The sequence below is a fragment of the Mesorhizobium kamtschaticum genome (assembly GCF_056174585.1).
In genome coordinates this window covers 6,263,759-6,276,719 of sequence record NZ_CM149691.1, presented here as the reverse complement: position 1 = coordinate 6,276,719, position 12,961 = coordinate 6,263,759, and the positions used below count along the sequence as shown (strand labels likewise).

Sequence of the window (12,961 nt, the reverse complement as noted above, 5' to 3'; positions counted from 1 at the left end):
GCTGGCGACTACTTGGAATGCGCCACGGTCGAGTCGATGGCTGCGTCGTAGGCGATGTCCTTGTCGATCAGCTTGGCCGCGATCGCCGCCTTGACGATGCCGGGATAGGTGTCGGACTTGAACACGCCGTTGAGCGCCTTCTGGCTTTCGCTGACCGAGTAATACGACACGCCGTCGAAGGCTGTGGCGAGGTCCGCCGGCTCGGCGCCGACGCCCTTGGCGATGATGGCGCGGCCTTCCTCGGTGTGGGCGCGATAATATTCCAGCGCCTGATCCCAGCTCTTCAGCATGGCCTGCACCTGGCCCGGCTTCTTCTTCAGCGTCTCTTCCGGCACGGAAAGCACGTCGCTGATCAGGCCTGGCGCCTCGCCGGCCTCGGCCAGCACCTTGATGTTCTTGTCGGCGCCAATGGCCGCCGAAATATACGGCTCATAGGTCACGGCCGCCGGCACTGTGCCGGAAATGATCGCGGTGCCGGCGCTGGCCGCCGGCATCGGCAGGACGCTGACGTCGTCGATGGTCATGCCGTTCTTCCGCAGCACATAGTTCAGCAGCAGATCGCTGGTCGAGCCGCGCTCGAAGGCAACCTGTTTGCCCTTGAGGTCGGCCACCGTCTTGATGTCGCCGTTGACGAGGATGGCATCGGCCTTGGTGCTGGCATCGAGCAGCAGCACACCCTTGATTGGAATGCCGGCCTGCACCTTGGCCAGCAGCTGCTGGATGGATTCATTGTCACCGTCGACCTGGCCGGCGGCAACCGCCGCGCCCATGTCCTTGTCCTCGACGAAGTTGGTCAGCTCGACGCCTTCCAGCCCGTTGGCTTTGAAGAAGCCTTTTTCCTGCGCGATGTACCACATGCCGTAGCCGAGCCAGGGCGATATTGCGAGCTTGAACACGCCCGGTTCGACCGGCAGGTCCTGCGCCTTCGCCGGTTGCGCGGCGAACGGCAGTGCGGTGGCGAGCGCCAACAGGGCGACCGCCCCGACGAAATGTTTTCTCAATCCCATGATCCTGGTCCTTGTTCCCAAAGTGTGATGTTGAACTGTCGTTATTGAAGCCGATGGGGCGGCGGGTTGGCTCCCGCTCTGTTGCTGTCGATCCCGGGCCGGCCGGCTCTTTGCCGGCGCCAGATGCGTCAGCAAATTCTTGGTAATCCTGCCGACGTCGTTCATGGCGTCGCCGGTCGGCAGAGCGCCGCACCAGGCGACCGAACTCGCGCAAAAGATCAAACCGCCTGAAGGCAGATGGCGCAGCGTCATCTCCGCGCAGCGCCGCGATGCGCGTTCCTCCGCGCCACCCTCATACCAGCGCGTGGCGTCATGGACGAAGCTGTCTGGAAAGCCGGTTGCGCGCGCTATGACTGTCGTATCAGGGGAGGTGCCCAGATGCGGGTCGGTGGCATCGACCTCGTAGCCGGCCGCACCGCCAAGCACGATGCCCTCGTCGCCGAAGGTTTCGTTGGCGACGCCGTCGAACAGCCATGCGGCCGAAGGTACACGGCTTTGTGGTGTGCGGGTGAAGGGCCGCGCGCTGTCAAAACCCATCAGCGAGATGGCGACGCCGGTCAGCGAGAATTCACCACGCCCGCTGGCGCGCAGATGGCCGCCCGGCTGGTTGGTCATCGACAGCGATTGTTCGGCGATCGGTCCGTCCCAGGTGCGGCCGGCCTCGAGCGGCGAACGGCGCAGTTCCATCAGGTCGTCCTGGAACGCCACCTTGCCGGCAAAGCCATTGCCGCCGAGATAGGCGATGCTGCCGCCCGTCGCCGCGAACTGGCGCAGTGCATGCTCCATCTCCACCGACATGTATTCGGGATGGCTGCCGGTGATGACCGCCTGGTAGCCCTGCAGGCCGGCAAGGCCGCGCCCATGCAGGTCGCGGTCGGTGATGAGATCGAAGGCGATGCCGTTATTGTGGCAGAAGCGCAGAAAATGCAGGTCGACCGGCAGATTGTGAGGGCAGCCGCACAGGGGATAATTGTAGTCGTCGCGCAGCGTCGCCTTCGGCTTCCTGGTGGAAGAGATGGACACGCCGCTGAGGTCGCTGTGATAGTCGTAGAGCGACTTCAGATTGTTATCGATGGCGAAGCGATGGCCGCGATCTTCGCACATCCATTCATAGAGATGCGCCGGCAGGAATTCATCCGCATAGGCGAGATAGGTGGCCGTCGGCACCAGGAACAGCAGCGGCGCCCGGCGTGCGGTCGAGGTGATGAAGAACACGATGCGCTCCGATCCTTCGTCATGACCGACCTCGAAGGCATAGATACCGGCAGAGGCTTCGGCGGGGATCTGCAAACGGTATGAAGCGGGCCAATCCAATGACCCCATGTCGTCGTCGTGGCAATGCACCGCATCGTAATGCAACGGCACCAGCCGGGGATCGAAACTCGACCCGTCCCAGCGGCGCGAGGTCATGCAGAACGCCGGTTGGTTGATGGTGTCCAGCAAGAGGACGCCATCTCCGCCGGTCGAGGCGATCGGACCGCCCGGCAGCAGAGTGGGGAAGGTCCAGGCGATGCGTCCGGCCGCGGTTTGCAGGGCGATTGCCGAGAATTTGGCGTTGAGCGACCTGACATCGTTTGCCGCGCTGGTGCCGAAGACCATGTCACCGGACAGCGACCAGCGCAGATCGAATTGGTGATGCAGGCGAAACGGCGACAACAAATCGTCGGAGCCGATGTTCAGGATCGTCCCGCTGCCATCGGACGAAATTTCGACCGTGAGCCAGGTGTTTGCCGGCAAGACCTCGCCCGTTTCCAGCGGCTTGCCGTCATGGCCTGATGTCAGCCGCCCGTCCTGCAATCCAAGACGCAAGTTTCCGCACTCGAAGAGCACGCGGGCGCCGTCATTGCGGGTCAAATAGACTTCGAAGGCGACGCCGCTGATTTCGGTGGCCTTGGCCAGCTCCGATGCCGCGATCCTCAGGAAGGACCCATGATCGAAGTCGCGGTGCGACACGGCAGTCCCGGTTGGTTCGACATGCCAGTCCATGAATTCGGGCGAAGGCGTGTCGAGCCGTACGATCCCTACATTGCGCACTTGCTGCGAGGACGAGACATGAAGCGCGACGGGCGTACCAGTCGCTGTGTGCCAAGGAACGGTGTAGCCCGAAACGGCCATGGCGCCATGATCGACGGGACGCTTCATCGCGGCAAAGAGCCGCGCCGCGATCCCGGCCTGTATGCGCTCTTGAATGGCAAACTGGACAATTCTCTCGTACCCCTTTCTTTTTTGATTTACACTACGGGCATGGTTTCTTGGGGATATACCCCCATCGGGGTATGATTGGTGACAAAGTCTGTTTTTGAAGGTCTCGCGCTGGCCATCGACGCGATCGGCAAGCGCGAGTTCTATCCGGCTGTTACCGAGTATCTGCGGCGCTGCCTCAGCTACGACAACGTCATCGTCATCGTTTTCTCGGGCACCGCGGTGCCGAGCGTGCTCTACAAGAAGATCTACGGCCCGGACGTGTTTCGTTATCTCGCCGAACAATATCTGCCGGCGGCCTATCTGCTTGACCCGATCTATCATTTTCACCTGAGGCGCGGCGCGCCGGGGCTTTATCGTCTTCTCGACGTGGCGCCGGATCAGTTTCGCCGCAGCCGCTACTTCAAGTGGTATTACGGCCGGATCGGCATCACCGACGAGATCTCGGTCGTGCTGCCGATCGGCGAGAACGCCACCATCACCATCTCGATGGGCAAGGACGGTTCGTCCGGCCAGGCCTTCGCGGCCAAGGCCGAGGAATGCCTGCGGGCGCACGAGCCGGCGATCATGTCGCTGCTGCGCGCCCACTGGGTCGCATCCGAAGCGCCGCCCGCAACTGCCCCGCGCCCGATGTCGATCACCGACAGCCTGATCGCGGCGATGCGGAAGCACCACGATGTCCTGTTGAGCAAACGCCAGGCTGAAGTGGCGCTCCTGATCTTGCAGGGGCACTCCTCGCCATCGATCGGTTTGAACCTTGGGGTCAGCCCGCAGACCGTGAAGGTCTTTCGCAAGCAGCTTTACAACAAATGCAGCCTGTCATCGCAGGCGGAACTGTTCGCCCTGATGATGCCGATCCTGGAACGGGCGACCAGTCAGGTTCCGGAGCGCAGGGCGTCCTGAAAAGCCTCCGGATCGCGCATGATCGCCCAGGACCGGACACCCGGTCGCGCAAGGTCAATCCCTTCATCACAAATCTTGACCTTTCCCGCACTTGCACGTCCGGCCGCTCTCTGGCTTTTTGGGGCACCCATCCGAACGGACTGATTCGCGTCATGCCGCTCGATTGCAATGTCCTAGAGGCAGTCTGCGGATGGGTCGTGAAGCGCGCGCAATTGGCGAAGGAGAAGCAGGCATGGCCGAGTTCAAGAAGCCGGAAATCTCCGAGATGAGACCCAAGATCACCGTTATCGGCGTCGGCGGCGGTGGCGGCAACGCCATCAACAACATGATCACGGAGCAGCTTCAGGGAACCGAATTCATCGCCGCCAACACCGATGCGCAGGCGCTGACCATGTCGAAGGCGATGCGGCTGATCCAGCTTGGCGCCCATGTGACCGAAGGTCTCGGCGCCGGCTCGCTGCCGGAGATCGGCCGTGCCGCGGCCGAGGAATCGCTCGACGAGATCATGGATCATCTGGCCGGCACGCATATGTGCTTCGTCACCGCCGGCATGGGCGGCGGCACCGGCACCGGCGCTGCGCCAATCATTGCGCAAGCCGCGCGCAAGGCCGGCATATTGACGGTTGGCGTCGTCACCAAGCCTTTCACCTTCGAGGGCAGGCGCCGCATGCAGATGGCCGAGGAGGGCATCGAGCGGCTGCGCGAGGCCGCCGACACGGTGATCGTCATCCCGAACCAGAATCTGTTCCGCATCGCCGATGCCAAGACCACCTTCGCCGACGCCTTCGTCATCGCTGACCGGGTGCTTTATTCCGGCGTCAGCTGCATCACCGACCTGATCGTCAAGGAAGGCCTGATCAATCTCGACTTCGCCGACGTCAAATCGGTCATGCGCGGCATGGGCCGCGCCATGATGGGAACCGGCGAGGCGTCGGGCGACGGCCGGGCGATGAAGGCGGCGGAGGCCGCGATCGCCAACCCGTTGTTGGACGAGATGTCGATGAAGGGCGCCAAGGGCGTCCTGGTCTCGATATCGGGAGGCAGGGACATGACCTTGTTCGAAGTCGACGAGGCAGCCACCCGCATCCGCGAGGAGGTCTATGAGGACGCCGACATCATCGTCGGCGCGATCTTCGACAAGAGCATGGAAGGCCGCTTCAGGGTTTCGGTGGTGGCCACCGGTCTCGATCGTGCGCTCGGCGCGGAGGATGCCGGTGTCGGCGTCGCGCATGACCGCGCCGCCCAGTCGCCATTGCGGACGCTGCAGTAAGTCTTAGGTTGGCTGGCGCAACGATCGCGGTCAGCTGTATCGATCTCTGTGCCGCTGCTGCTACAAGAATCCGTCATAGACGGTCCTCTATACTGGCAGTCCGTATCGTTCGAGCGACGAGAGGCGCGGCTTGGAATTTGACTTGAAAACCATCGAAGCGCTCGCGCCTGACCAGGCGTCGCTGAGCTCGGCTTCCAAGTTGACCAAGCAATCGAACTGGCCCCGGCTCGAAAAGAACGAGCAGCTGGCGCTCATCTGGGGAGAATGCCAGGGCTCCGGCTCCAACCCTTATCGCGTGATCGTCGACACCGGCGACCACGGCTACAAATGCACCTGTCCGTCGCGGAAAATTTCCCTGCAAGCACACATTGGCGCTGATGTGGATCGCTGCCACCACGCCAGCCAGTTTCACCGCCGCCGGCTCGACGCCGGAATGGGTGAATGACTGGCTCGGTCGTCGCCGGAAAACCAGCTCGCAGCCTGCCGCACCGGCGCCTGGTGCGGGAGGCAAGAGCATTGGCGAGGCCTCGCGCGATGATGAAAGCGCCGTTGTCGAGGATGCCGCCACGGTCGAGCGCCGCGAGGCCGCGCAGCGCAAACGCGCCCAGGATACGCGTTCCGCCGTTTCGGCCGCACTGGACGAGCTCGATCAATGGATATCGGATCAGCTGCGGCTTGGCCTTGCCGGTTTTGTCGACAACAGCAGCGATCGTTGCCGCCGCATCGCCGCGCGGCTGGTCGACATGAAGGCGACAGCGCTTGCCGGCCGCATCGACGAGATTCCATCCCGGCTGATGGGGCTGCGCAGCGAGGAACGGCCGGACGCCGCGATCCGCGAGCTCGGAAAGCTTGTGCTGCTGGCCAAGGCCTGGCGATCGACACCTGACGACGCCGAGCTGCGGCGGCTGGTATCGACTTCGGAAAGCCGCGAGCAAGTTCTTGCCAATTCCGACGCGATCCAGGTCGACAGCGTCTGGGAGGTGCTCGGCGAGAAGATCGAGACGCGCCGCGATGGTCTTGTCAGCCATTCGACCTGGCTGCTCGATCTGAACAGCGCCAGTCCGCGATTCGCCCTGCTGCTCGACTATTTCCCGGCCTCCGCCGGCCGTCGGTCCAACGCGTTCACGCCGGGCGATCGCTTCGATGCAAGGCTGGTCTTTTATCCGGCACGCCAGCCGCTGCGGGCGCTGGTGGTCGAGCGCAAGGGCGATGTATCGTCAGGGCAATGGCCGGATTTCGGCTTTGACGCGGCCGATCCGCTCGCCGCCCATGTCGCTCACCAGGACACGGCCCCCTGGCTCACCGACTGTCCCGTCATGCTGCCGCCCGGCGCGATCCTGCTCGACGATCGCGGCGATGCCTGGTGGCAGTCCGCCGATGATCCGCACGGCATCGCCTTGCCGATCGCCGATACCGTGAACCCGACGCTACTTGGGCTGGACCTCGTGGCAACGGCAGCGCTTTGGAGCGGCAGCCGACTTCATCTGCTGGCGGCGCAAAGCGGGTTCGGGAGGCTAGATCTGTCGTGAACGAGATCGAGCAGACGGGTCTCGCGACCATGCGCGATTGCTGGATCACCGGCGGCACCAGCTTTGACCTGGCTCCGGCCGCCTGGAAGGACATCGCCGCTGGCGCAAACCCCGACGAGCGTGAGCGCCGGCTGCTGGCAATCGCCGCGCAAGCCCTCGAAATTGCCTTGCGGCCGGCAGCACCAAAGACGCTGAAGCGGCGCCCGCCGCTGCCTGAACTTGCCTTGCCGATGCTGCCTGAGCGGTTGCGGCCGCTGTTGCGGGCGGCGCTGAAGCACGCCGTCGACGCGAGAGGCAAGTCGCGTGTGGTGGCGCTCGTCGCCAGCCGCGGCTTCGTGCTGCATCCGATGGATTGGATGCCGGCCGCGTCGGATCAGACCAGTCCGGACGTCTATGCGCCGTGGATCGACTGGCAGGCTGGCGTGGATGGCGAAAAACACACGAGACGTGAGCAACTGACGGCGCAGAATTGGGACGATTTCTATCCCGCCGCGCGCCGCAGTGCGCTGGCCGATATGCGCCGCACCGCGCCGGCTGTAGCCCGGCAACTGATCGAGACCAAGGGATCGGCCGAGCCGGCGGAGATCAGGCTTGCGTTCATAGCACTCATGCATTTCGGCCTGGGGGCCGATGACGTGCCCTTCCTGAAGAGCCTGTCCGCCGATCGTTCCGGCAAGGTGCGCGAATTGGCCGGCCGGCTGCTGGCGCGGTTGGGGCAGCTTGGCCAGCCAGGCGATGGCGGGCCGGAAAATCCCACGGCCGAACTCGCCGCCTTCATCACGGAAGGCAAATCCGGCTTCATCCGCCGCCGCACCACCTACACGCCGGCAACACTGAGATCGCCGGCGCAGGAACGACGCCGCGCCGAATTGTTCGAGACCTGCAACCTGGTCGATCTTGCCGCGCGCTTCGGCGTCACCGAATCCGACTTCATCGGCGCGTGGCAGTTCGGCGCCGACAACCACGTCGATATCCTTGTCGCCCGCATGGTCGCCGCGTCGGGCAGTGACACCGCGGTCACGCACATGGCCGATACGCTTGTCGCTGAGGGCGGCAAACCGGCGCTTTTCGTCCTGCATTTGATGCCGCGCCTGGACAGTCGCCGGCAGCGTGTCCTGGTCAGGCTGATCCTGAAGGACACGCAATATCTCGGTGCGCTCAGCCTGGCCGAGGGCGTCGAAGCAGGCTGGCTGGACTGGGCCGACCTGACGAACGGCAAGACGCTGCCGGCGCTGCGCGCCGCTGTCGCGGGAAACGATGACGCCGTGAAGCGCGGCGTCGACCAGCTTCTGGAAACGCTGGGCTTTCTCGCCACAGCGGCGGCGGCGGAAAAATTGATCGGCGATGTCGTCGCGGCCGGTATGGCGCCGGCAGCACCTTCGCTCGGTCTTCTGCGCCTCAACGCATCCCTGACCGCGCCTTGAACCATCACATGATCAATCCGGAGAACAGCAAATGAACGCAGCCATCCGTCTTCCGGTCGAGCAGGCCTACGCCGGCGAATTGCAAGCGCTCGCGCGCAACGACGACCGGCAAAGGCCCGCCGGCTGGAGCCTGTCGCCAAAGGCGGTGCTGACCTATCTGCTTGGCGGAAAGGCCGACGACGGCACGCTGATAACGCCCAGATGTCGGCCGGCGCCGGCTGATGGAAACCGCCGTGGCGACGCTCGCCACCGACCGCGCCCTGTTGCTGCTCGGTGTTCCCGGCACCGCCAAATCCTGGGTGTCGGAACATCTCGCCGCCGCCATCATGGGCGACTCGACGCTGATCGTGCAATGCACGGCCGGCACCGACGAGAACCAGATCCGCTATGGCTGGAACTACGCGCAGCTTCTGGCCAAGGGCCCCAGCCAGGACGCGCTGGTGCCGACGCCGCTCTACCGCGCCATGCAGGACGGCAAGCTCTGCCGCCTCGAGGAACTGACGCGCATGGGCTCGGACGTGCAGGATACGCTGATCACCGTGCTGTCCGAAAAAATGATGCCGATCCCGGAACTCAACACCTCGATCTATGCGCAGCGCGGTTTCAACATCATCGCCACCGCCAACAATCGCGACAAGGGCGTCAACGAGCTGTCCTCGGCGCTGAAGCGCCGCTTCAATGTCGTCGTGCTGCCCTTGCCTGAAGACATGGCGGAGGAAGTGGCGATCGTCTCCAAGCGCGTCGGCGAGATGGCTGGCGGTCTCGACCTGCCGGTGCCGAAGAATGTCGGCGAGGAGATCGCCCGTGTACTGACCATTTTTCGCGAATTGCGCTCGGGTGCGACAGCCGACGGTAAGGTGACGTTGAAGACGCCGTCCGGTTCGCTGTCCACGGCCGAGGCGATCGCCACCATGGTTGGCGGCCTCAGCCAGGCGGCCTGGTTCGACAGCGGCAAGCTCGGCGCCGAAGGTCTGGCGGCCAGCCTTGTCGGCGCGATCGTGAAAGATCCGGTGCAGGACAAACTGGTGCTGGAGGAATATCTGGAGACCGTGCTCAAGAAGCGACCCGATTATGCCGGCTATTACGCGGCCTTGAACGCAGCGATCTGACGCCATGGCATCAGGCGACGTTTCCTATTTCGGCATCCGCCATCACGGGCCCGGCTCCGCCGCCAGCCTGGTGCAGGCGCTGCAGGAGTTGAAACCGATCGCCGTGCTGATCGAAGGGCCGGCCGATGCCTCGGCGCTGCTGCCCTTGCTCGCCCACCCCGAAATGCAGCCGCCGGTGGCGCTGCTGTGCTATCCCGAAGACGATCCGGCCTCGACGAGTTTTTGGCCGTTTGCCGAGTTCTCGCCGGAATATCAGGCGACGCTGTGGGCCGTCGCCAACAACGCGACGGTCCGGTTCATCGACCTGCCGTCTTCGGCCCGGGTCGCACCGGCTGAGGCCACGGAAATAGCCGATGCCGACGGGACGGAGGTCACCGTCGAGACCGAGACGGCACCGCATCTGCGTGACCCGATTGGAACCCTGGCGCAGGCCGCCGGCTATGAAGATGGCGAGAGCTGGTGGGCCGACATCATCGAGCAGAATCCTGAGCCGGGTCCCATCTTCGCCGCAATAGCCGATGCGATGACGACGCTGCGCCAGGGCGAAGGTCCGCTTGCCGAATTCGAGGCAAAACGCGAAGCCCATATGCGGCTTGAAATCGCCGCCGCGCGCAAGGAATTCGACGGGTCGATCGCTGTCGTCTGCGGCGCCTTCCATGTGCCGGCACTGCAGGCGACGCGTCCGCTCAAGGAAGACCAGGCCCTGCTCAAGGGGCTGGCCCGGCGCAAGAGCACGATGACCTGGGCGCCATGGACCGGGCCGCGCCTGGCGCTCGGCTTCGGTTATGGCGCCGGTGTCGTCGCGCCCGGCTGGTGCAAGCATCTGTGGCGCACGCGGGGCCGCCACGACGCCGCAATCCTGTGGCTCGCCATGATCGCCGCAGTGCTGCGGGCAAAGGGACACATGGTCTCGACCGCCTCGCTGATCGAAGCCGAAAGGTTGGCTCGTACGCTGGCCGTGATCCGCGAGCGGCCAAAGCCTGGCTTCGAGGAATTGCGCGATGCAGCGATTGCCGCTCTGTTCAACGGCGAAGCGGTGCTGTGGGCGCTGGTCGAAGCCGAACTGCTGCTGGGCGCCGATGTCGGTGAAATTCCACCCGACACCCCGCTGGCGCCGCTGATCGAGGATCTGCAACGCAACCAGAAGGCGGCGCGGCTGAAGCCCGAGGCGCTGGCGCGCGAACTGTCGGTCGACCTGCGCAGCGACAGCGGGCTGTTCCGCTCGACCCTGCTGCACCGGCTGAACGTGCTTGGCGTGCATTGGGGCAGACTGACCGACAGCGGCCGCAGCCGCGGCACGTTTCGCGAGCGCTGGACGCTGGCGTGGGAGCCGGAATATGCCGTTCGCCTGGTCGAGAACTTGGTCCATGGGCCAACCATCGAAAAGGCGGCCAATGGCCGGCTGATCCAGATGATTTCCGCAGCGACATCGCTCGATGCACTGGCGGCACTGGTTCAAGGTGCCATCACGGCCAACCTGTCGGAAGCCTCGACGGCAGGGCTGGCCACATTGGAGGAGCGGGCGGCGCGCAGCAGCGAATGCCTGGAAATCCTGGCATCGGTGCCGCCGCTTGCCGACATCATCCGCTATGGCGAAGCCCGCAAGACCGAAACGGCCCGCCTGTCCGGTCTGCTGGAGCGGCTGATCGTCGAAGGCGGCATCGCGCTTCCCTATGCCGCCCGCGACCTCGATGCCCAGGCTTCGACGGCGCTGGTCGGCGCCATGCGCAGGGCCGACGAGGCGATCAAGCTGGTCGAGCCGGAACAGGACGTGCTGGACGCCTGGCGCAATGGATTGGCGGCCGTGCTCGACGGATCGCGATCGACGGCGCTGGTGGCCGGCTGTGCCGCGCATCTGCTTTACGAGGCCGGCCATCTGTCCGCCGACGCCGCGGCAGGCCTGATCGCGCGGCGCCTGTCGCCGGGCACGCCGGTCGCCGAGGCCGCAGGGTTCTTCGAGGGCTTCTTCAGCACCGCCGGTCAGCGGCTGATCTATGACGAGGGCCTGCGCGGAGCGGTCGATGCCTGGCTCAAATCGCTCGACGAAGACGCTTTCATCGCGCATCTGCCACTGCTGCGCCGGGTTTTTTCGCATCTGGACTCGATGGAGCGGCGGCGGCTGATCGAGGCAGTCCTCGGCCGCGCCAGGCGCCTGCCAGTGGGGCTGACACCGACGCCCGGCGGCGACGAGGCCTGGCGCCGGCATCTGGAACGGCTTGGACCCTTGCTGATGAGCGAGAATGGCAATGGATGACGAGGCCGACATCAGCGAAACCGAGCCGGCCGGCGACGGACGGGAGCGCCGCTGGCGCCTGGCGATCGGCGCCGATGACGAAACCTCTTCAGCGCTGTCCGATACCGACAAGCGGCTGTCGGCGGCGCTCGATGCACTCTATGGCGATGGCGCCGGCGATGCGGCTGCCGATCCGCGCAAGCGGCGCGGCGGGCTTGGTCGCTCGGCGCCGAAGGTGGCGCAGTGGATGGGCGATATCAGATCGTTCTTTCCCGCCCAGGTCGTCCAGATCGTCCAGAAGGATGCCTTTGAGCGGCTCAATTTGAAGCAGATGCTGATGGAGCCGGAATTCCTCAAGGCGATTGAGGCCGACGTCAATCTCGTCGCCGACCTGATCTCGCTGCGCTCGGTCATGCCGGCCAAGACCAAGGATATCGCCCGCACCATCATCGCCGACATCGTTGCCAAGCTGATGCAGCGGCTGGAACAGAAGACAGCCGAGGCGATCCGTGGCGCGCTCGACCGGTCGCAGCGCACCAACCGCCCACGCCAGCGCGACATCGACTGGCCGCGCACCATCTCGGCCAACCTTCGCCATTACCAGCCCGAGCACAAGACCATCGTGCCGGAGAAGCTGGTCGGCTTCATGCGCAAGCAGCGCAGGCTGGTCGATCTGGACGAGGTCGTGCTGTGCGTCGACCAGTCGGGCTCGATGGCAAGTTCGGTGATCTACGCTTCGATCTTCGCCGCGGTGATGGCCTCCTTGCCGGTGGTGCGCACCAAGCTCGTCTGCTTCGACACGGCCATCGTCGACCTGACCGAGGAGCTCAGCGACCCCGTCGAAGTCCTGTTCGGCGTACAGCTCGGCGGCGGCACCGACATCAACCAGGCCGTCGCCTATTGCGCCGACCGCATCGAACGGCCGACCAAGTCGCATATGGTGCTGATCACCGACCTCTATGAAGGCGGCAACGGCCAGGAATTGCTGCAGCGGCTGGCGGCACTGGTTCGCTCCGGCGTCAATGTCGTGGTGCTGCTGGCGCTGACCGATCAGGGCAGGCCGGGTTATGACCCGAAGATGGCAGGCTCGGTGGCAGCGCTCGGCATTCCGGTCTTCGCCTGCACGCCGGATCTGTTTCCAGACATGATGGCGGCGGCCTTGCGGCGCGAGGATATCGGCGCATGGGCGGCCGGGGCCGACATCAAATTGGTTCGTGCCGAGACCGACAGTCCCGAGGCCGGCGCGTAAAACGCGCTCTTCACGCGCCTAGCGTAATCAAAAGC

8 protein-coding genes and 1 pseudogene are annotated in these 12,961 nt (G+C 64.8%); 8 read left to right on the top strand and 1 reads right to left on the bottom strand.

Annotated features, from left to right (window positions below; genetic code table 11):
• Positions 1-8: 8 nt before the first annotated feature.
• Entirely contained in the window at positions 9-3,149 is a 3,141-nt protein-coding gene (locus AC0V7N_RS31200; protein WP_475452023.1) for a N,N-dimethylformamidase beta subunit family domain-containing protein, read from the bottom strand.
• 141 nt (positions 3,150-3,290) lie between these two features.
• Here AC0V7N_RS31200 and AC0V7N_RS31195 point away from each other — a divergent pair, with 141 nt between their 5' ends.
• The 8 genes and pseudogenes from AC0V7N_RS31195 (at position 3,291) to AC0V7N_RS31160 (ending at position 12,926) form a co-directional block, all read left to right on the top strand.
• Entirely contained in the window at positions 3,291-4,112 is an 822-nt protein-coding gene (locus tag AC0V7N_RS31195) for a helix-turn-helix transcriptional regulator (protein WP_475452022.1), read from the top strand.
• Positions 4,113-4,344: 232 nt separating this feature from the next.
• Entirely contained in the window at positions 4,345-5,382 is a 1,038-nt protein-coding gene (gene ftsZ, locus AC0V7N_RS31190; protein WP_475452021.1) for a cell division protein FtsZ, read from the top strand.
• Between the two features lie 142 nt (positions 5,383-5,524).
• On the top strand, positions 5,525-5,827 hold the full coding sequence (locus AC0V7N_RS31185; RefSeq protein ID WP_496627491.1) for a hypothetical protein: 303 nt from the start codon (positions 5,525-5,527) through the stop codon (positions 5,825-5,827).
• On the top strand, positions 5,760-6,911 hold the full coding sequence (locus AC0V7N_RS31180) for an SWIM zinc finger family protein (protein ID WP_496627490.1): 1,152 nt from the start codon (positions 5,760-5,762) through the stop codon (positions 6,909-6,911). Before AC0V7N_RS31185 ends, AC0V7N_RS31180 begins: the two co-directional genes overlap by 68 nt.
• A complete protein-coding gene (locus AC0V7N_RS31175; RefSeq protein WP_475452019.1) occupies positions 6,908-8,335 on the top strand; it encodes a DUF5691 domain-containing protein in 1,428 nt (475 codons plus the stop codon). Before AC0V7N_RS31180 ends, AC0V7N_RS31175 begins: the two co-directional genes overlap by 4 nt.
• Before the next feature lie 31 nt (positions 8,336-8,366).
• A pseudogene (locus AC0V7N_RS31170) lies at positions 8,367-9,444 on the top strand (ATP-binding protein).
• 4 nt (positions 9,445-9,448) lie between these two features.
• Positions 9,449-11,698 (top strand): DUF5682 family protein, encoded by a 2,250-nt coding sequence (locus AC0V7N_RS31165; RefSeq protein ID WP_475452017.1) that lies wholly within the window; start codon positions 9,449-9,451, stop codon positions 11,696-11,698.
• On the top strand, positions 11,691-12,926 hold the full coding sequence (locus AC0V7N_RS31160) for a VWA domain-containing protein (protein WP_475452016.1): 1,236 nt from the start codon (positions 11,691-11,693) through the stop codon (positions 12,924-12,926). The genes AC0V7N_RS31165 and AC0V7N_RS31160 overlap by 8 nt, the downstream gene beginning before the upstream one ends.
• The last annotated feature ends 35 nt before the right edge of the window (positions 12,927-12,961 follow it).